The organism is Ruminococcus sp. Marseille-P6503 (assembly GCF_900604945.1).
Taxonomy (GTDB): domain Bacteria; phylum Bacillota; class Clostridia; order Oscillospirales; family Ruminococcaceae; genus FB2012.
The window spans coordinates 926,603-947,809 of the sequence record NZ_UWPB01000002.1 but is presented as its reverse complement, the minus strand read 5'-3'; the positions used below and the strand labels follow the sequence as shown (position 1 = coordinate 947,809).

The 21,207-nt window shown below is 42.2% G+C and carries 17 protein-coding genes, 2 tRNA genes and 1 pseudogene; 10 read left to right on the top strand and 10 right to left on the bottom strand.

Annotation, left to right across the window (positions count from 1 at the left end):
- The first annotated feature begins 311 nt into the window (after positions 1-311).
- The gene (locus tag EIH25_RS10565; protein ID WP_206425708.1) at positions 312-1,340 is read left to right on the top strand and encodes a hypothetical protein; all 1,029 of its coding nucleotides are present in this window, start codon (positions 312-314) and stop codon (positions 1,338-1,340) included.
- A 78-nt stretch (positions 1,341-1,418) separates the two neighbouring features.
- Positions 1,419-2,598, top strand: a pseudogene (locus tag EIH25_RS10560) (IS256 family transposase).
- Between the two features lie 825 nt (positions 2,599-3,423).
- Here the strand turns inward: EIH25_RS10560 and EIH25_RS10555 are convergent.
- From EIH25_RS10555 to EIH25_RS10540, 4 genes are all read right to left on the bottom strand, one after another.
- The gene (locus EIH25_RS10555; RefSeq protein WP_124101005.1) at positions 3,424-3,957 is read right to left on the bottom strand and encodes a hypothetical protein; all 534 of its coding nucleotides are present in this window, start codon (positions 3,955-3,957) and stop codon (positions 3,424-3,426) included.
- A gap of 116 nt (positions 3,958-4,073) precedes the next feature.
- A complete protein-coding gene (locus tag EIH25_RS10550) occupies positions 4,074-5,615 on the bottom strand; it encodes an NAD(P)H-hydrate dehydratase (protein WP_124101004.1) in 1,542 nt (513 codons plus the stop codon).
- A gap of 5 nt (positions 5,616-5,620) precedes the next feature.
- On the bottom strand, positions 5,621-6,004 hold the full coding sequence (gene acpS, locus EIH25_RS10545) for a holo-ACP synthase (RefSeq protein WP_124101003.1): 384 nt from the start codon (positions 6,002-6,004) through the stop codon (positions 5,621-5,623).
- Positions 6,005-6,019: 15 nt separating this feature from the next.
- On the bottom strand, positions 6,020-6,532 hold the full coding sequence (locus tag EIH25_RS10540) for a hypothetical protein (RefSeq protein ID WP_124101002.1): 513 nt from the start codon (positions 6,530-6,532) through the stop codon (positions 6,020-6,022).
- A gap of 298 nt (positions 6,533-6,830) precedes the next feature.
- On the opposite strand from EIH25_RS10540, the gene EIH25_RS10535 reads away from it, so the two are divergent.
- Entirely contained in the window at positions 6,831-8,048 is a 1,218-nt protein-coding gene (locus EIH25_RS10535) for an iron-containing alcohol dehydrogenase (RefSeq protein WP_124101001.1), read from the top strand.
- 100 nt (positions 8,049-8,148) lie between these two features.
- Here EIH25_RS10535 and EIH25_RS10530 read toward each other — a convergent pair whose 3' ends face one another.
- A complete protein-coding gene (locus EIH25_RS10530; RefSeq protein ID WP_124101000.1) occupies positions 8,149-9,513 on the bottom strand; it encodes an MATE family efflux transporter in 1,365 nt (454 codons plus the stop codon).
- Positions 9,514-10,189: 676 nt separating this feature from the next.
- Between EIH25_RS10530 and EIH25_RS12695 the strand changes: the two genes are divergently transcribed.
- Positions 10,190-10,672, top strand: coding sequence for a prepilin-type N-terminal cleavage/methylation domain-containing protein (locus tag EIH25_RS12695; protein ID WP_124100999.1), 483 nt, complete (start codon positions 10,190-10,192; stop codon positions 10,670-10,672).
- A 43-nt stretch (positions 10,673-10,715) separates the two neighbouring features.
- Here the strand turns inward: EIH25_RS12695 and EIH25_RS10520 are convergent, their stop codons facing one another.
- The 4 genes from EIH25_RS10520 to EIH25_RS10505 form a co-directional block, all read right to left on the bottom strand.
- On the bottom strand, positions 10,716-12,527 hold the full coding sequence (locus EIH25_RS10520) for a hypothetical protein (RefSeq protein ID WP_124100998.1): 1,812 nt from the start codon (positions 12,525-12,527) through the stop codon (positions 10,716-10,718).
- A 68-nt stretch (positions 12,528-12,595) separates the two neighbouring features.
- Entirely contained in the window at positions 12,596-13,066 is a 471-nt protein-coding gene (locus EIH25_RS10515; RefSeq protein WP_124100997.1) for a type II secretion system protein, read from the bottom strand.
- A gap of 164 nt (positions 13,067-13,230) precedes the next feature.
- Entirely contained in the window at positions 13,231-14,163 is a 933-nt protein-coding gene (gene cysK / locus EIH25_RS10510; RefSeq protein WP_124100996.1) for a cysteine synthase A, read from the bottom strand.
- A 222-nt stretch (positions 14,164-14,385) separates the two neighbouring features.
- Positions 14,386-15,132 (bottom strand): acyl-ACP thioesterase domain-containing protein, encoded by a 747-nt coding sequence (locus EIH25_RS10505; RefSeq protein WP_243113154.1) that lies wholly within the window; start codon positions 15,130-15,132, stop codon positions 14,386-14,388.
- Positions 15,133-15,343: 211 nt separating this feature from the next.
- Between EIH25_RS10505 and EIH25_RS10500 the strand changes: the two genes are divergently transcribed.
- Positions 15,344-16,645, top strand: a complete 1,302-nt coding sequence (locus EIH25_RS10500; protein ID WP_124100995.1) for a phenylacetate--CoA ligase — start codon at positions 15,344-15,346, stop codon at positions 16,643-16,645.
- 100 nt (positions 16,646-16,745) lie between these two features.
- Here the strand turns inward: EIH25_RS10500 and spoIID are convergent, their stop codons facing one another.
- Positions 16,746-17,711 carry a stage II sporulation protein D gene (gene spoIID, locus EIH25_RS10495; protein ID WP_124100994.1) on the bottom strand — a complete coding sequence of 322 codons (966 nt, stop codon included), beginning with the start codon at positions 17,709-17,711 and terminating at the stop codon, positions 16,746-16,748.
- 197 nt (positions 17,712-17,908) lie between these two features.
- On the opposite strand from spoIID, the gene EIH25_RS10490 reads away from it, so the two are divergent.
- The 5 genes from EIH25_RS10490 (at position 17,909) to EIH25_RS10470 (ending at position 21,206) form a co-directional block, all read left to right on the top strand.
- Entirely contained in the window at positions 17,909-19,102 is a 1,194-nt protein-coding gene (locus tag EIH25_RS10490) for an ATP-binding protein (protein ID WP_124100993.1), read from the top strand.
- Entirely contained in the window at positions 19,102-19,596 is a 495-nt protein-coding gene (locus tag EIH25_RS10485) for a GNAT family N-acetyltransferase (protein WP_124100992.1), read from the top strand. The genes EIH25_RS10490 and EIH25_RS10485 overlap by 1 nt, the downstream gene beginning before the upstream one ends.
- 193 nt (positions 19,597-19,789) lie before the next feature.
- Positions 19,790-19,865 (top strand) — tRNA-Lys (locus EIH25_RS10480).
- Between the two features lie 254 nt (positions 19,866-20,119).
- A tRNA-Pro gene (locus tag EIH25_RS10475) sits at positions 20,120-20,196 on the top strand.
- A gap of 305 nt (positions 20,197-20,501) precedes the next feature.
- On the top strand, positions 20,502-21,206 hold the full coding sequence (locus EIH25_RS10470) for a LytTR family DNA-binding domain-containing protein (RefSeq protein WP_124100991.1): 705 nt from the start codon (positions 20,502-20,504) through the stop codon (positions 21,204-21,206).
- The last annotated feature ends 1 nt before the right edge of the window (position 21,207 follow it).

The window sequence follows — 21,207 nt, the reverse complement described above, 5'->3', positions numbered from 1 at the left end:
AACAATAATAAAAGTAAAGTATTATTATTATTCCAGTGTCATTTAATATAATACAACTTTTATGATCAAAAGTCAATGTTTCTTTGTAAAATATGATTGAGATGGATGTGAAATTTTGAAGATCAAGCTCTTGAATTTTGTTTTTTAAAATATACAAAATCTATAGCGCCAAAGCGCAGAAAGAGGTATTATTATGCCATATTATATTATTAATAAAAATAAAGATGCTAACGGATGCAATGAAGTACATACAACTACATGCGATTATTTGCCACTTCCGCAAAATCAAATATCGCTTGGTTGGCATTCTGATGAACACGACGCAGTTAAATATGCTAAGAATTGTGGTTGGTATAATGCGGATGGGTGTTATTATTGCTGCAATAAAGAACATACGAGGTAGCGGAGTGAATAATTTGAAGGAAAATTCCTACATAAACTCTTATGCCAATGGATTTCTACAGGATAAAGAACGTGGCAAAACCGTTGACAAGAGTGCAAAATCAAAAACAAGTTATATTAAATATTGGAAGGAGATTTTGGCATTAATTATTCCTGCTTTTGCCATAATTAAAACATTTCTAACTGGAATGGCAAACATAATTCTTTCGAGTTATAATAAGTTTTTTAATATTGATGCTAAGTGGAATACAATATACAATATTAATTTCTTATCTGAAATTTTAAATTTAGTTGCAATGTTAGTTTTATATCTGGCTTTAAATATTATTTCCTATAAAATTTTTAAGAATAATAAAGGCGTTAAATTAGCTTTTAAAACAGGATTGCTTTTTGTAATATCTGGTTTAATTATATTAATTAGCGGTGCAGCATTATCTTATTATGATTTTATTGATTTTACGACAGGTATGGAACTATCGGAGTGGGTTGTAACTATTATATCATTATTCTTGGTTGAATTTATGCTTTATTGTTATGGAATAATTTTTGGAAGTTTTGCAAGGCCTGATTCAATATTATCAAAAACGTCAATTTCTTTGACTGATAAAATGATGAACATATTTAATCTTGTCAAAAGCCGAATTGGCAAAATAATGATTGCTGGTAGTTTATGTATAATTGGCTTAATTTGGTCTGCATTTGGTTTTGGTTCTGCATTAGCTTCTAATCGAAGAAATTTTACTTTTATAGATAATTCTAATCTAGTGATTTTGGCTGAAAATGATGGATTGTATTTGTGTGCTGATTATTCATTTGATGGAGATAAACTAATAATTGAAACATCACATCAGCAAAAAATTCCTGTAGATAATGTGAAATATACTATAAAAAAAGTAAGGACTTTTGAGATTTCCGAGTCTGAATATCCAACTGTGTAAATGTCAATAATATCCATAAGAAAAATATGGAGGTTATTGATAATGAAAAAGAGAAATCACGGATTAAGCGACAAGGAGATGGAACTTGTAAAACTGCTGATGGCAGACTGTGAAAGCACAGGAGATATTCAGGCAAAACTTAAGCGACTCTTTGCTGGAACGATCGAGCAGATGCTTGAAGCAGAAATGGACGAACATCTCGGCTACGCAAAAAATTCTGCTTCCGGAAACAACACCGGCAATAGCAGAAACGGCTACGGCAAGAAGACAATTTCAAGCGATTACGGTGACTGCGAAATATCCGTTCCCCGTGACCGCAATGGTGAATTTGAACCGAAGGTCATTGAAAAGCGACAGACCCGCACGGACGAAATTGAGCAGAAAATCATGGCAATGTACGCAAAGGGAATGTCCCAGCGTGACATTGAAGATACCCTTCGTGAAATCTACGGTTCAGAAATATCACAGGGTTTAATTTCACGAATAACAGACAAAATTCTTCCCGAAGTAAACGAGTGGCACGGACTGCAAATTATCCCGTAGTTTTCTTTGACGGAATTGTATTCAATTCCCGCAAGGACAACAAGATTATCAGCAAATGTGTATACTCTGTTCTCGGAATAAATATGGAAGGACAGAAGGAAATTCTCGGCACATGGATCTCCGAAAATGAGTCTGCAAGCTTTTATGCAAGCATATGCTCAGACCTTAGAAACCGCGGTGTTACGGACATTTTCATAGCTTGCCATGATAATTTGAACGGACTTTGCAGTGCCATAAACGCAGTGTTTCCAAAGACGAAAAACCAGCTTTGCATTGTGCATCAGATAAGAAACAGCTGCAAATTTGTGCCTTACAAGGACAGAAAAGCGGTATGTGCAGACCTCAAGAAAATCTATGGCGCTGTCAATCTTGATGACGCCGAATATGCAAAGGAAGAATTCCGTGAGAAGTGGGATAAGAAGTATCCGAATATTCTTAAATCCTGGGATAAAAACTGGTCTGAGCTGACCACATTTTTTGAATATCCGCAGGAGATAAGGAAGATAATATATACAACAAATGCAGTTGAGAGCTATCATCAAATGGTAAGAAAATTCACGAAATCCAAGGCGGTTTCCCGACAGATGATTCCATTCGCAAGGTCATTTATATAAGCGTAGTGGAAATCTCAAAGAAATGGACGATGCCAGTCAGGGACTGGGGACTTGCATACTCTCAGTTTGCGATTTTCTTTGAGGACAGGTTTGCAGCCTGATGGCTGACGAGGGCTCTGCCCTCGAGCTCCCGAGGTTTATCCGCTCGGAAGATACCGGTGAATAGAAAAGCAGCGACAATGCCGCTGCTTTTCTATTCACCGTATATCTTACAGCCTGCGTCGGGTCGCTCCTCAGCGTTGCCTTTTTTGGCTGCAGTTTTAGTATTGTCAAATTTTTGGCGATTATTGCGTTTACACGGTTTGTTTTTCAGAACCAGATTTCCAAAGAGTGATACCCCTAACACAATTTAAACTCTAAGTCCAAACTGCGTTGATTTTTATGATGAGAATTCCATAAGTGTTGGTTTTTCAGTATTTTGTATTATTGAACAAAGAAAAAGCTGGAAAATCTGAATCTTTTTGTCCACTTTTATCATTCATCTATTTTGTCAGCGCTTGACAGTCCCAGCGCGGACAGCGCAATACCCGTCGCCATTTTATGGTGACGGGTAATTTTATGCCGCTGGGCAAATATCTATTTTATGGTCAAAACACATATTAATAAACCTAACGCAGTTTGAACCCTAAAGTCTAAACTGCGTTGTCTTTTATGCTGAGAATCCTGTAAATGCGGACTTTTCAGCATTTTGTATTATTAAAAAAATTCGCTTTATAAAATAAAAAAAGCTAAAATTCAGAAAGAAAAAGCAAAAGACCTGAAATCTGAATCCTTTAATTTGCTTTTATCAGCACTTGACATCTTTTCATTCAAACAAAAAGGGGCTGTTGCGCCATGCAGCAGTCCCTGATTCATTTCTTAAAATATACATACCGCAGACCGGCAGAAAATAATTTCAGCTCTATTGCAGTTCGTACATCTGCCGATCAATCAGTATCATAATCCGAAAACTCCGCGGTTATTTCTCCTGCAATCTCAAGCGTGCTGACAGTCCCATCGCTCACCTCTGCCGTAAATCCGGCGTTTCCGGTTTTGCCGTCGAATATATAATTACCGCCTTTGCTTGAGCTTTTTATTCCCTTGCCTGAAATACACCTGTCCGCCGCCGAAGCTACAAGCTGAATCATTCCGTTTTCAGGAAGCTCCTCCCTGTCCGCTGTGTACGTAAGCTCCTTGAAGTTTACCGTACATTGATCGTTCAGCAGAGAAACCTCCATTCCCTCAATCGTTTCCGGCTCGGAAAATACCGCCCTCCAGCCTACTCCGTCGATCCTTTCCAGCTGCGCGCGATACTGTTCTTCATTCTGTACAATAACCGCCGTACAGGTAAAATTCTTTTTCAGCTCCGGCGGCTTTTCATCTCCTTTGCCGCATCCCGAAGCAACCGCCGCCACGCAAACCGCGATCATAGCGGCGGCAGCTTTTCTGAAACAAACGCCCGTAAACGAAAATCCCGTCACAAGCCCGCACCTGCCTTTCCCTTATATAAATCTGCCGAAATTTTATTTCCTGCCGACAGCACATTCCGACAGATAAAAAATGCCGCCTTTCAAAGAAAGACAGCATTGTCGGGAAATTATACTATAACGCCTCGTTCAGCCTGCCACAGCATTTTCGGGAAACAGGATATAATGTCCTCGGCAAGCACTCCCCTCGGCGAATTGGTTTCGCAAAGCAGCTTTGCCGATCTTCCCATAATGTAATCAGCCAGAATACAAGCGTCAGCGGCAGACGTTCCCTGAGCGCAGAGAGAACCGATAAGCCCGGCAAGCATATCTCCGGAGCCTCCCTTTGCAAGCGCCGAACAGCCGAAATCGGTAATAAAGCACCTGCCGCCGCATACGGTAACCGTCTGAACGTTCTTTGCATGAACGACCGCTCCGTATCTTTCGGCAATCCGTCCGGCATATCCTATGACGTCCGTAAGGACCTCGGCGATTTCTGCGCCACACAGTCTTGCAAGCTCGCCGATATGAGGAGTAAGTATAATCTCCGTCTGTTTTTCTTTTAATACATCTATATGCCCGGACAGACAGTTTATTCCGTCGGCGTCAATAATCAAGGGACATCTTGCGTTTCTGACTATTTCGCACACGATTCTTTCGGTATCCTCCGTTTTCCCCAGACCGCAGCCTATCACAGCGGAGTCGGCCTTTGAAAGCGATTCAAGTATCACTGGTAAGCTGTCTGCTGAGACAAAGCCTTCGCCGTCGGTATTCAAGGCGGTAAAGGTTATTTCAGGAGTTCTTGTAACCGCGGGCAGAACCGCGCTTTCGGGAGTGCACAGCTCAACCAGCCCTACTCCGGAGCGCATTGCCGACATTGACGATATTACCGCGGCTCCCGGATATTTCCCCGAACCGCACAAAAGCATACACCTGCCGTAGGTTCCCTTATGGCTGTTGTCGCTTCTTCCCGGCAGCAGCTCCGCCGCCTCAAAAGCGGTCACAGACGATATCTCCGGCGTTAAGCCGTCGTCCCAGCCGTCGGGTATACCTATATCGGCGGTAATTATCTTGCCGCAGTATTCCTTTGCCGGAGAAAAGAACATACCGGTCTTTTTTCGGTGAAAAGTCACCGTTTCATCGGCTCTGAAAGCTCCGGCGCTTACCTGTCCGTTAAGCGAATTTACGCCGGACGGAATGTCACAGGCTATTCTGAAAGCGGAAAGCTCATTGATTCTGCTGAATAATCTCCCGAGCTTCTCGCTTAATTCTCCGTGAAACCCGGTTCCGAACACGCAGTCGGCAATTATTCCCGCGCAGGAAATGATTCCGCCGACCCTCTCGTCGTTTATATCCAGCACGGCTGTTTTCTCAGGCATACCTTCAAAGGCCGCCCTTGAAAGCTCCGTCGCCGGCGCTCCGCAGCAAAGCACTACAACAGGAAGTATTCCCTGCTGCTCAAGATACGCCGCCGCTTTAAAACCGTCGCCGCCGTTGTTGCCGCTTCCCGCAAGTATCACCGCGCTTCTTTTCATCAATCTGCGTGAAACTGAGGCTATCCGCCTTGCAAGCCTTTCTCCGGAGTTGTCCATAAGCTCATCCAGCCCCTTGCCGAGCCTTACGGAAGCCTGCTCCGCTTCCCTCATCTGCGCGGGAGTCAAAATTTTATGCATAAAATTCACCCTTTCTGCTGATCGCTTTTTCTGTAGCCAATACAAACCGCCTGAGCCAGCTGAGAGGTATGGGTAATACTTACCGAAAATTCCAGCCCCAGCTTATCGGCAATTTTCTCCGCATTTCCGGTAAGCTCCAAATACGGCGCTCCAAGCCCGTCGCGAAGTACAGAAACCTCGTTTAGGCTGAAATCCCTGACTCCAGTGCCGAGAGCTTTTGAAAACGCCTCCTTAGCCGCCCAGTTTCCCGCCATAGACTCCGCAGAGTTGCTTTTTGAAGAAAAAAGGGCAATCTCCTTCTCAGAGAAAACCCTTTCGACAAATCTGCGGCTTTTAACGCTTTTTTCTATACGGGCTATTTCTATCAGATCAATTCCTACCGTATACACAGCGCGCCTCCCGTTTTAAAGCTTATTCCTTATATTTCTCGGAACATAAGGCTTTATCAGTTCAAGCATTTCCTCGCTGGGAGTAAATACAAGGACGGTATCCCCCAGGCTTTTGTGGTTTACTCTTATAAAATAATCCGTCTGATTCTCATCGTCGGCAGAGGCTCTCACATATGTTTCGGCGCCTCCGGTATTGCTGGAATCCGAAACGGCTCCGAATTCGGTAGCAGAGCCGATCCTGACGGTGCAAAGTCTTTTTCTTTTGCGCTGAGCGATGATCTTATCCACGTCCAGCTCTCCGTTGGTAAGAATGTACTCGTACTCTACGTCAAGATTAGTAACAAGATAATATCCGCCGTAAAGCGAAAGTCCCGCAAAAAGTATCCCGAACATAGAAAACTGAGTTCCGAAGGCAAAAACAAAGCAAACCATAGCAAGCGCGACGGCTGCGATCATAATGAATACCTTGGATACCTTTTCATTTCTGTTTGGGATCTTGCGCACTATCTGCTCCTTGAAAACGTCCATAATAACAACCTTTCCTTCCGATAATTATTATTTAGAATTATACCACATTTTCAACGCCTTTTCAAGTGCGGCGCAAAAAATTAAAAATTACCGGCGTTCAGTAGGCGTTATATCTTTACTGAAAATATATAGCATATATAAATTACCGCAAGACATAAAATATTCATAACTATGTAGCACAAAGTTAATGTGGATAATGCTATAATTATTTCAAACAATACAGGTTATTGTTGTGCAGTTTTTACATAAAGTTTACTGCGTTCCAACATTATTGACAAAAATTGAGGAGGAATCAGCAATGGCTAGATTTACGCTGCCGAGAGATCTGTATCACGGAAAGGGATCTCTTGAAAATCTTAAGACTCTGAAAGGAAAAAAAGCAATCATCGTAGTAGGCGGAGGCTCAATGAAGAGAAACGGTTTTCTTCAGAAGGCCGAGGCTTATCTTAAAGAAGCCGGCATGGAAGTCAAGCTTATCGAAAACGTTGAGCCGGATCCGTCGGTTACAACCGTTATGAACGGCGCTAAAGTAATGCTTGAATACGAGCCTGACTGGATCGTCGCTATGGGCGGAGGCTCTCCTATCGACGCCGCTAAGGCTATGTGGATCAAATATGAGTATCCCGACTGTACTTTTGAGGATATGTGCAAGGTATTCGGAATTCCCGAGCTGAGAAAGAAAGCTCATTTCTGCGCTATTCCTTCAACCTCCGGAACGGCTACCGAGGTAACCGCTTTCTCGATTATCACAGACTACGACAAGGGTATCAAGTATCCTATCGCCGACTTTGAGATCACTCCTGACGTTGCTATCGTTGACGCCGAGCTGGCTGAAACAATGCCTCAGAAGCTTACCGCGCATACGGGCATGGACGCTCTTACCCATGCGGTTGAAGCTTATGTTTCAACAGCTAACTGCGACTATACCGATCCTCTTGCCATTCACGCTATTGAAATGATCCAAAACGATCTTATCAATTCCTACAACGGCGATATGGACGCCCGCGACAGAATGCACAACGCTCAGTGCCTTGCAGGCATGGCGTTCTCAAACGCTCTGCTCGGTATAGTTCACTCAATGGCTCATAAGACGGGAGCCGCTTTTGCAGACTACGGAGCTCACATCATTCACGGTGCGGCAAACGCTATGTATCTGCCGAAGGTAATAGCTTACAACGCCAAGGACGAAACGGCTAAGAAACGCTACGGAGTAATTGCAGACTATATGCATCTGGGCGGTTCCAGCGATGACGAAAAGGTTGCTTTGCTTATCAAGTACATACGCGACATGAACGATAAGCTGAATATTCCTCACTGCATCAAGAATTACGGTCCTGACAGCTATCCCTGCGAGCAGGGCTTCGTTCCTGAGGAGGTATTTCTCGAAAGACTGCCTGAGATTGCCAAGAACGCTATCGGCGACGCCTGCACAGGCTCCAATCCGCGTCAGCCTTCACAGGAGGATATGGAAAAGCTGCTTAAATGCTGCTATTATGATACCGAAGTTGACTTCTGATATTAAAACAAATGATATAAAAAATACCGGCTCGCTCATGAACCGGTATTTTTTGCGCAGATATGGTCTGTTCAGACTGCGAAAGCCGAACAAAAGTCATTTAATCTCCTATAGGTTTTATAACCTTTTTGTAAATATGTCTTATAAACAACACCGAACAGCATACCGACGATATTTCCGCAATGGGAAAAGCCCACCATACATATGCCACATCGCCAAGCCTCGAAAGCAGATAGGCTACCGGCAGCAGCACGATAAGCTGACGGGCAATTGAAATAAGCATGGAAAACAGTCCATGTCCCAGCGCCTGAAGCGACGAACTGATGATAATGCAGAATCCGGCAAACAGAAAGCTTATGCTGATTATCCTGAGAGCAGTAACTCCCATTGACATCATATTTTCCGAAGCCTCAAACATTTCAAGCAATACATTCGGAACAAGCTGCATAAGAGCAAAGCCGATCAGCATCAGAATCATTGCGTAAATTACGGAGATTTTTATAGTGTCGGTCATACGTTTTTTGTTTCTCGCGCCGTAGTTGTAGGAAAGCACCGGAACCATTCCGTTGTTAAGTCCGAACACCGGCATAAACACGAAGCTCTGAAGCTTGAAATACGCGCCGAGCACCGCCTGCGCCGTATCGGCAAAGCCGCCGAGTATCTTGTTCATTCCAAAAGTCATTACAGACGTGATGGACTGCATAATAATTGAGGGTATTCCTACTGAATATATCCTTTTTATTATTCTTCCGCAGGGACGGAAGCCGCGCATACTCATGCTTATCTCTTTATTGAATTTTATGTTGAACACAAGCCCCATCAGCATTGCCGCGATCTGTCCGATTACCGTAGCTATCGCCGCTCCGGCAATTCCCATCTCAGGAAAAGGCCCCAGTCCGAAAATAAGACAGGGATCAAGAATAATATTTATTATAGCTCCCGCGCCCTGAGTAAACATGGTATACATCGTCCGTCCGGTAGCCTGCAGCAGACGTTCAAAGGTTATTTCAAATAAGATTCCGAAGCCCGATACCAGACAGATAGACAGATATTCTTTTCCGTAAGCTATGATCTCGCTGTTTTTGGACTGAGCCTCAAAAAATATTCCAGTAAAAAACAGTCCGAAAATCAGAAATATAAGATAGTGAATAAACGTCAGGAAAATTCCGTTGTGAGCCGTTTTGTCGGCGTCTTGAAAATTTCTTTCTCCGAGGGACTTTGAAAGCAGCGCGTTGATTCCGACTCCCGTTCCGGCGGCGACGGCAATCATAAGATTCTGCACCGGGAACGCCAGTGAAACCGCGGTAAACGCGTTTTCGCTTATTTTGGACACAAAAATACTGTCTACGATGTTATACAACGCCTGAATCAGCATTGAAATCATTATAGGCAGCGACATTGATAATATCAGCTTGTTTATCGGCTGAACACCCATTTTATTTTCGCTTAAGACCTGCTCGTCCATTAATTATATCACGCCTTCCGTCCTTACCTCAAGGACAAAATTTTATACCTTTTTAACCTTTTTATTATAACATAAAACGACCTTTTTTTCAAGAATCAGCATAACTTTTCTGTATATTGTATAGATTGCATAACTTTATGCCAAATTATTTTGGCACATTAAACAAAACTAAACTTTAAATTGAGCAACATCAAATATTAAAATGTATTATCAATTAAACAAATTGTGCAGATTGCTATTATAAGCAACAAATTATTTCCTTATTTCATCAAATGCAACAAAAATTAAAATTGATATTGACAGGCAATTTTTTTTAAGATATAATAAGTAAGATATAGAAACAGAATGTTCACATGGAATTATGTCTTTTGCTAGAAAATAATTACTGCAAAATTGGTCATTTTAACTTAAAGACAGCTTATTTTTAGTCATATTCGCCAAACTTGAATAATAGTTAAGAAAAACTATTGACAATTGTGCATGAAGCGAGTATAATGTAAATATAGTTAAGACAGGTTAAAACGATAAATAAAAAGCTACATAAATTTTTCGTTGCCTGTTCTCCCGGTCCATTTGATTTTCAATCAAAGGCGCCGGAAAGAAAGGAAAGCGGCATGAGGAAGCAAAGCCTCAGAGCTTTTAATAAAAATCATTTATATTATGGAGGGATTTTTCTATGAAAAAGTCACAGAAAGGTTTTACTCTGGTTGAACTTATCGTGGTAATTGCCATTATCGGCGTTTTGGCAGCTATCCTTGTACCTTCTATGATGGGGTACGTAAGAAAGTCCAGACTGAAAACCGCAAATACTAATGCCAAGACTGTATTTACAGCAGTGCAGAATGCTTGTCAGGAGGCAGAAACCGAAGGCGCTCCTCTTGGTGAGGGTGATGGAATTAATTCTGCTACAGAGGTTACAGAACCAAGCGATGATACTCAGCCTGTAATGACAGCTGTTTTTAACGCATTGCAGGATAACGGCGATGAGTTAGGATTTGTTCTTGTAACAATTGACGATGACACCGGTGGATGTGAACTTGCTCAGTGGGCACAGACAGAGGATGACACAATGATCGGTCAGTATCCTAATGCAGCTAGCGAGCCTGAAGACGCGCCGGATTGGGCTTCTGCACCAGCAGGCGGCGAAGCAGGCGCATAATGTGTAATTTAACAAGCAACAGCTTCGGTTGTTGCTTGTTTTTTTACGTAAGTTTTAAGACTAAATTCATATTACCGTTAGTTATGCATAATCCGTACAAAATACTATAAGAACAGCCGTTGTTTAATTGCTTAATTAAGTGCGAGCATTTTGAATTTTTTTCACTTGTATCAAAGATATCAGCATCGCCATTTATAATTATATTAGTAATTTCATCACCTGAAATCCAACCATTAATAGTAGCGTTTTCTTGATTAGTCAGGTTTAAAAGCGTCCAAGTAGTTATTACATAATCAATTTTGATATTAGATGCATTTATTTCATCAATATAGTCTTTAAAAGTATCTGCAGTTGTAATCCATACATTATTTGCTTTAGCTAAATACCATGTATAACAGGTTATTGTCCAAGAGCTTTCCATATCGGGTAAAATAACAATACAGTTTTTGTTTTCAAATGTATGATTAGCATTTTTGTCGGTGTTAAAATGTTGAAACAAAAACTGGCATGGTTCGTTTATATTAACATTAATTATGATAACGGCAGCAATTACACAACAAATTATATTACCTGCTTTTTTTATATATGGAAGATGAGTAATTACAAAATACGCTAATGTAACAATAACCGAGCAGGCAAGCGGAAAAGTCATAAAAATATATCTCATGGAATATACGCCCATTTTTGCTATATCTGTTGTATCAGCCATAATTGCCAATAATGAAATAACAGAAATAGTTATAAAAAAAGGAATATAATTGAGTTTTGAAAAAAAGCTTGGAATACCTTTTATTTTCTGCACCAATTTTATTTTAAAATTAATGTACCAAGGTTCTTTCCTAAACAAATAGCAAAGTGGAAGAAGTAAAATAGCAATGCAAATAATAGAAGCAAAAAATATGCTTAAAAAAGGTGACTTGTATTTTGATACGGCAAAACCGAAATTATATTGTGTAACGTAAGAAAACATTGTCCTAATTTGCATTGAATAGGTCATGAGCTTAGTTTCGTAGGTTGAATAGCCAAAAATCTGTTTAAGTGCAGCAGGATATACTAAAATATATAAAAGCAATACACCTAATGTTGAACCGCCGTAAATAAAAATTTTTTTGATTTTTCTTTTACAAAGCAGAAAAATACAGTAGCAAGCGGTAAAAACTCCAACGTAAGCAATTCCGGTGTAATGCGTCATGAATAAGCAAAAAGCGGTTATAATAATAGGCGGAAGATATTTTTTTAGATTAATATTTTCGGATTTAAACAAGACCGCATTAAAATAGGTATACATAACTCCCAGCATTGTAAGTAGACTATACTGTCTTAGGAAAATAAAGGTGGATAAAGCACCCGTTCCAAAGCCATAAAGAGTACAGCATAAAAGCGCCGCTGTTTTTGAGCCTGAAATGCAGCAGGAAAGCTTGTATAAAAATATTTGAGTTATAACAAGAAAAACACAATTTAACAAATATGCAAAATAAAAAGAAAATGTATCTGAAAAAAACGAACAAATGGTATGCAACAAAGCATAATAAAGAGGGGGATGATGATCTAAAGATTGATTGTGATAAACCGAGTCATAGGAAAACCGTTCACCTTTTTGAACAGTTATGTAGTCATTATAAGTTTTTCCCGTAGTCCACTTATTTACATTGATTGAATCGTCAATATTAAAATCATCAATGAACACACCATCTTTTATGTATATAAACGGCTGATAATAACTATTTGCAAGCCCGTAGCTCCAGATTTCATCTGAATGACATCCATGCTTTTCAAAGGTAAAAACGTATGTAGTATAAAACAATTGAGCAACAATTAAAAAAAATAATAAAATATAATATTTTTTTGTTTTCATATCGTATCCTTTAGACATAAAATAAGCAGCTATGATAGCTGCTTATTTTATTATTCAATTGAGAATTATTACGGAGTACCTGCACCTGTACCTGGCTGCGTTCCCCATGTTGGAACAGCATCAACTTCGTCAGCAGGATCAGGATACTGACCTACCATTGCATCACCTGTTGCTTTGATCCACTGTACGCCGCCGCAGCCGCCGTCAGAAGCAATCCATACGTTTACAATACCCATATCATCGCCATTATCTTTTAACGTATTATAAACTGCTTTTTCTACATCAGAAGATGCACTAGACGCTACAGTCCATTCAGATAAAGCAATACCTGATGAAAGAGGTGTTCCTTTTGTTTCAGCTTCCTGAGCCGCACTCTGTACTGCTGTAAATACAGTCTTCGCATTTGAATTAGCGGTCTTAAGTCTGGACTTCTTAACGTACCCCATCATAGAAGGTACAAGGATAGCTGCCAAAACGCCGATAATGGCAATTACCACGATAAGTTCAACCAGAGTAAAACCTTTCTGTGACTTTTTCATAGAAAAATCCCTCCATAATATAAATGATTTTTATTAAAAGCTCTGAGGCTTTGCTTCCTCATGCCGCTTTCCTTTCTTTCCGGCGCCTTTGATTGAAAATCAAATGGTCTAGGAGGGATAAAAGCTAAAAAAAGGACGGTTCAAAACCGTCCCTCAACAACATATTATTCCGCAAACAAAGCGGTAGATAAATACCTCTCGCCGGTATCGGGCAGAAGCGCAACTATTACCTTGCCCCTGTTTTCCTCACGCTTAGCCAGCTCCGCAGCCGCATACAGCGCCGCTCCCGACGAAATTCCCACAAGTATTCCCTCAGTCTTTGCCATAAGGTTTCCCGTTTTTAAAGCGTCCTCGTCCGTTACCCTGACAACCTCGTCGTAAATTTCAGTGTCCAGAACCTCCGGAACAAAGCCCGCTCCTATCCCCTGTATCTTGTGGGGGCCTCCTCTGCCCTCTGAAAGCACAGGTGAATTGTCAGGCTCCGCGGCAACGATTTTAATATCAGGATTTTTTGACTTAAGATACTGCCCTGTTCCGGTAACCGTGCCTCCCGTTCCTACTCCGGCTACAAAAATGTCTATTTTTCCGTCCGTATCCTCCCAGATCTCCGGGCCGGTGGTTTCTATATGCGCCTTAGGATTTGCAGGGTTCACAAACTGACCGAGGATGACCGAGCCTTCAATCTCCCTGTTAAGCTCGTCGGCCTTGGCAATAGCTCCCTTCATACCCTTTGCGCCCTCCGTCAGAACTATCCGCGCTCCGTAAGCCTTAAGCAGATTCCTTCTTTCAACGCTCATCGTTTCCGGCATAGTAAGAATAACCTTATATCCTCTTGAAATTCCTATTGCCGCCAGACCTATTCCCGTATTTCCCGAAGTCGGTTCGATTATAGTGCTGCCTTTTTTCAGGATACCCTTTTCTTCAGCGTCCTCGATCATGAATTTTGCCGCCCTGTCCTTAACGCTTCCTGCCGGATTGAAATACTCAAGCTTAGCCAGCAGCGGCTTATCAAGCCCCATACGTTCGCTCAGCCTTGAAGCCTCAAATAAAGGCGTTTTCCCCACCAGCTCCGAAATACTTCTGTAAATTTTAGACATAAAAATCTTCCTTTCCTCATGCATAGCGATAGATCTGCTTGTGCGGTTATGATCTGTAATGCTCTGTCGTGTCCTTGTATTATAATATACACGGCATTTCCTACTTTGTCAATATGAATTATATGAATTTGTAGATATAAAACAAAATATGCTCTGATAGCTGCTCAGAATTGTAAGTAATGTCAAGACATCATATCTCGGCAGCGATCCTGCTCACAGCGCTTATTTCAATGTATACTCAACTATGCAAAACGACTTTCCGTTTTCGTCGGAAATATCCACCGTTACAGCGCCGTCTTCGGAAAATACCCTTGGTATCGCCGTATCTGCGCGTTTCAAAGGCATTTTATATTCAATTCTCATACGGCTTATATCAGCGTTTTCCGGCAGATATTCGTCCGCAATATCAATATACCGGGCGTTGTTCACATGATGATTCATATCTATATAGCATTTCATTATATGCAACGGAGGAAAAACCTCCGGCTCCGAGTCCGGAAGCGTTATCTTTCTGGGAAGATACTCCATGTCTTCCTTCGGATAAAGCTTTACTCTGTCCACCAGCTCCTGAGGCACCTTGCGCGGCCGCTGACTTACGTTATCCATAAAAGCGCCAGACGCGATGCTTTTTACCAGCGGCTCTCCGTTTTCGCTGTAAATTATTGTATTTCTGTAGCCGTACATTCTTTTAAGCTCGTATGTCCATGTCCTTATCTTTATTTTTTCTCCGTAGAACGGGCGTCTTGCAATATCTATCTGCCTTGACACAAGAAACATAACGCAGTTTTCCTCTCTGAAAAACGGCGACATAACCGGATGAGAATCCAGGTGAAAAATACTGCTGTCCTGTAAAAAATCCACTATTGCGCTGTTTCTGGCTTTTCCGTCCTCTCCTATATTACTGCAGTTTACCGTTCTGCTCATTTCAAACATAATATCAAAGTCCTCTCCCTTTGTTTTTCTGTTCATACAGCATTGCCCAATCAATGCCATTATTCTCCAAAACGTTTAAAAAGATCGCATACTATGAAAAAGCTGTGCCGTCTTAAATAATTATACTCTTAATGACGCATAAAATCAAGTGAGCAAATTTGTACATTATTTTATCAATAACTCTTGAAATATTTTGTTTTATGTAGTATAATATATTATGCTTTAATACTTTAAAGGAGATTTATTTATGTTTTTTCAGAAGGATATTGAAACGATGCCGCGGGCCGATATCGAAAAATTACAGCTCGAACGGCTAAAAAGACTTGTAAAATACTGCATGGACAACGTTCCTTTTTATAATAAGCGGCTTACCGAAGCAGGCGTGACCGCTGATAAGATTAAAACCCTGTCTGATATTCAGTATATTCCATACACCACAAAGGCGGATATGCGGGACACCTATCCTTTCGGGCTTTTTGCCGTTCCAATGAAAAAGATCACGCGTATTCACGCTTCCTCCGGCACTACAGGCAAGCCCACCGTAGTCGGCTACACCGCCAACGATCTTGATATGTGGAGCGACTGTGTGGCTCGCCTTATCACCGCAGTGGGAGCAAACGATGAAACGATCGTACAGATAGCCTTCGGATACGGTCTTTTCACAGGCGCCCTCGGACTTCACTACGGACTTGAAAAAATAGGAGCCGCCGTTGTGCCTACCTCTAGCGGAAATACCGAAAAACAGATCATGCTTATGCAGGACTTCGGTACTAATACTTTAGTTTCAACTCCCTCATACGCCCAGTACATAGGCGAAAAGGCACGCGAAATGGGCGTTATTGACAAAATACATCTCAAGCTCGGTCTGTTCGGCTCCGAGGGCTGCACTCCCGAAATGAGAGATCAGATCGAAAAGACGCTGAACATTTTCGCTACCGATAACTACGGAATGAGCGAGCTTATGGGACCGGGCGTTTCCGGCGAATGTATAGAGCGCGACGGAATGCACATTAACGAGGATCACTTCTATGCCGAGGTTATAAACCCCCGGACCGGCGAGGCGCTTCCCAAGGGCTCTGAGGGCGAGCTGGTTATCACTACTCTTACCAAGGAAGGAATTCCCATGCTGCGCTACCGCACCAAGGACATTACCCAGATCAATTACGAGCCCTGCAAATGCGGCAGAACCTTTGCAAGAATGGCAAAGCCCAGAGGACGTTCGGACGATATGCTGAAAATCCGAGGCGTAAACGTGTTCCCGTCGCAGATAGAAAGCGTGCTTATGGGCTTTGAACAGATTGCCCCTCACTATCAGCTGGTGCTGACAAGAGAAAACTGCGCGGATCATCTTGAAATAAAGGTCGAGCTCTCCGACAAGTGCAGCGATATTCTCGACAACTTCCCCAGACTGGAGCAGCTGCATAAGGACATTCGTCACGGAATGAAAACCGTTCTTGGCATAGATACCAAGATCACGATAGTCGGTCATAAAACGCTGCAAAGATTTCAGGGCAAGGCTCAGCGTATCCTTGATTTAAGAAACAAATAACAGCTATAACAAAAGCCTGCGTATATAAGCAGGCTTTTAACGCGATAACGCAAGGTATCCGGCATTGTTCCTGACACGGCAGTAAAAAACCGCGCATGAATCAGGACAAAGCCGTTCCCGGAAAGTAATGGGATAATATTTCCTCGCAGCTCTTTCCCTCACGCGCAAGGTAGTTGGCGCCGTATTGGCTCATTCCCACAAGATGTCCGTAGCCCCGCGTCGTTATGATAAATTTTCCGTCCGAATATTCCGCTTCAAAGCAGGGCGACGGAAGAGAAAGCGCGTTAGCAAACTGCTGACCTGTTATGAAAAAGCTTTCTCCTATTCCGACCGAAAGCACCGTCCCCGAAGCAGTCGTTTCATCGGGAACGATCCACTTTTCTTCAGAAACTCCGCTGATATCCGCATCTGGAAACTGAGCGGAGATTCTGGCGGAAAGCTCGTCCGGAGTAAATTCGGTTTGCTTCTCAAAGCCGGATATTTCAGTGTCCCACGAGCTGTCGCATACGGTCAGATAAGGTATGTCCTCCCCCCACGCGTTAAGAGCCGATTCGGTTTTCCCTCCGCTTATAGCGTGAAAGGCTACGGTTATCGGCTCGCCTTCATATTCCAGAATATCGTCCTTTACCGCTTTTACCGCCTTTGATATTTTTTCATAGGCGGTTTTATAGTCGTCGCCGTAAAGCTCCTTCGCCTGCGCCTCGGTAAAGTAGCCGAGATACAGTGAAGCGTCGTCGCTCATTGCCGCGCCTTTCAGCGCTTCAGTCGGATTTTCCTTTTCATTCAGAATACGCCTTACGGCATATGTATGCGCAAGAACAGCCTGCGCCTTCAGCGCCTCCTCCTCAAAATCGGCGGGCATCTGCGCCAGGACCGCTCCTATCATGTAATCCTCCATAGGTATTTCCTCGACCTTGTCCTCCTCGGTAAATAAGAATTTTACCGTATCGGAACCTGCCTCGGTATTGGCGGGAGCCTGTCCGCTTTTTCCGTTGAAAAAGGCTATGCAGGGAACAAGTATCAGAAACACTGCAAAAACCGCCATCAGCTGAATATGATTTTTCAAGTCGATCTTCCTTTCAATGTCCTTTTTATATAATTATATTCACGGAACTTAAGGAATATGACTGGCTTTACAATATTTTTTCCTGAACACTGGTATGCCGATATGAAAAGCGTTCGCTTCTTCCGCCGATTCTTGACTAATGGAATCTAAAGTATTATAATATAATGGATATATGATTTCAAAGAGGGTATTTTAAAATGAACGACTTCAAAGAGCTGCTTATGCAGACAAAAACTCTGGTTATTTTTAAAAGTCTTAAGGAAAGAAATGTTATAAAAAAGCTTTTGCTGGCTCTTGAAGCCTGCGAAGATGGCAAAATGGACAAGGCGGTGGAAAAATACTGCGACTTTGCCGCTCAGCTTTATACTCACTCGGATAATCTTACACGCTATATCCTAAGGCTCGCGCTTGAAAACGAAAATCTTTATATGCTCAAAAAGGGCGAGGGAAAGGAAACCGGAGCGCTGCTGGACGAATGTCTTGCCAGCGAGCTTATGGTTTTGCAGGATCTTTCACGCATATCTTCCGAGGCTATCATATCAAAAATCGGATACAGCGGATTTCTCCCCCGCTACAAAACCGAGGAACTGGATTTTTCTAAAATATACGCCGACAGGATCCATCAGATAAACCAATACGGCTACGGAATATACTCTCATTACCATGTTTTTGTCATAAAGAACGGTTCTATAGTTCCGGTTGAATACCCTGACCCTATCAGACTTTCTCAGCTTTCGGGTTATGAAAGGGAGCGCAAAGAGGTTATAGACAACACTCTGGCTCTGCTTAAAGGCAAGCCTGCAAACAACGTTCTGCTTTACGGCGACTGCGGAACGGGAAAATCCTCTACGGTCAAGGCTATTGCAAACGAATACTATCCCGACGGACTCAGGCTTATAGAGCTTAAGAAAAAGCAGCTTCACGAAATTCCCGCGATAGTTGAGGTCATAAGCAAAAATCCTCTTAAATTCATTATTTTTATAGACGATCTTTCGTTTACCGAGGACGACGATGATTTTGCCGCGCTTAAAGCCATATTGGAAGGCAGCGTTTCCTCCACCGCGTCAAATCTTGCGATATATGCTACTTCAAACCGCCGTCACCTTGTGCGTGAAACGTTTTCCGCAAGAGAAGGCGACGAGATCCACTTCAACGACACGATGCAGGAGCTTTTGTCGCTTTCCGACCGCTTCGGACTTACCGTTACATACTCCAAGCCTAATAAGGAGCTGTTTCTGTCGGTGGTACGCGATCTGGCAGGTCAGTACGGTCTTAAAATGCCTGAGGACGAGGTGTGCGCAAAGGCTGAGGCCTTCGCCCTTACAAGAGGCGGACGCTCGCCCAGAGTCGCCAAGCAGTTTATAGAATATCTGAAAGGAATTGAGGAATAATGCTTACTTTTGAAAAAATTTTGTCTGACGAGCAGCTAAGGCAGACCGCCGCTCTTGCCGACGAAATCTGGCACCAGCATTTCAGCGGTATAATATCCGACGGACAGATAGACTATATGGTTGAAAAGTTTCAGTCATATCCGGCTTTAAAAGCACAGACAGAATCCGGATATGACTACTACGGATTTTTTGTTGACGGTATTCAGGCGGGTTATTTCGGAATATGCGAAAAGCCTGACAATACGCTGTTTCTTTCAAAGCTGTACCTCAAAAAGGAATACAGAGGACGGGGCTATGCTTCAAAAGCTTTTGATTTTATCAGGAATATAGGAAGAAAAAACGGAAACACTATGGTATGGCTTACGGTAAACAGGCATAACGATCCGTCTATTGAAGTTTATAAGCACTGGGGAATGAAAGTGCTCAGAACCGAAGCTGCCGACATAGGCGGCGGATACGTCATGGACGATTATGTTTTCGGACTGGAGCTTTGATTATTCTGCCTGCTGCCGCTGCGCTTTATCTGTCAGATAGGGTTGTACAAACTGTATAACCCAACAATTTGCAGGAAAATTATTTTTGTCAGTATAATAAAATTTGCATAAAACACTTGACAAATAAACGTCAGTTTGCTATAATAATTAAGTCGTTGCAGAATGAAAATTCTGCCGCTTCATAACTAGCTGTGAGTTATTAGCTCAGTTGGCAGAGCATTTGACTTTTAATCAAAGGGTCCGGGGTTCGAATCCCCGATAGCTCACCAGGATAAAGTCTCGTATTTACGTTAAACCGCGCAAATACGGGACTTTATTTATTCCGAATTTTCATAAAATATGAATGAATCACAGGAAATATGACACGTTTTCAGATATATATTATTACAGCGCAGGTTTGTCCTGTGCATCCGACCGAGAAAGCACAATATATAACCGACTGGTTTAAAAACAATCTATGAACTTCCCTGAAAATCTCTTGACACAATGAAGATTTAGTGCTAAAATATTATAGCAGAGTTTTCGAGGTGTAGCTCAGTTTGGTAGAGCACTACGTTCGGGACGTAGGGGCCGTGGGTTCAAGTCCCGTCACCTCGACCATATTTGTGGAACAAAAAGATATCCACTCCGAAAGCCGCGCAGTTATGCGGCTTTTTTTGACGCCAAAAAATCTTTCACAACCGAATATTATTAAAGCAATCGGCAGATTTTCAAGAAAATTTCTTTTATATCTGCCGATTTTCTGTGAGAAAGCATAAACAAATAGCCGACCGATCATTTTGAGAATCAGGGGCTGCATCACATAATTTCAGACTTTGATCACAGTAAAATATCTTTAAAGTACGCCGCATAAGATTGAAAATGCTTATAAAATATGCTATACTAATTCAAAAGGCGGTGAGTTTATGCCAATAACGATTTCTATCTGCGATGATGACAGTATCCAAATAAGCAGCCTGAAAAGCATTTTAAGTGAATGGTCTGCCGGCAAGCCGTTTGCTGTGCATATAAACACCTATGAAAGCGCCGAACAATTTCTTTTCTGTTATCCTGATGATCCCTGCGATCTGCTTTTGCTTGACATTGAAATGAAAGGCATAAACGGAATGGAGCTTGCAAAACAGCTTCGCGCAAAGGGAGATATGCTTCCGATAGTGTTCATAACAGGCTTTTCAGAATATATGAGCGGCGGATATGACGTGGAAGCGCTCCATTATCTTCTGAAGCCTCTGAACAAGGACAAGCTGGTTGCAGTTCTTGACAGAAATGCAGAACGATATGCTGAAAAATCAGCCGAAACAGTGCTGACGACCGACAGCGGAACAACGCATATTTCAACTGACAGAATAGTCTTTGTTGAAGCCTTCGGGAGGAATACTCAGGTGCATATATCAGACGGCAGAATGCTTGACTGCAATATGAGCATCGCAAGCTTTGAGGGGATAACCGGCTTTATTCATACTCACCGTTCTTATATTGTAAATCTGCGGTTTGTCAAAAGCATAGGAAAAACGGCGGTCATGCTTGATAACGGCAAGGAAATACCTCTTTCAAGGCGGCGCTATGGCGAAGTAAATAAAAAATTTATTGAGTTTTACACAGGAGAATAAA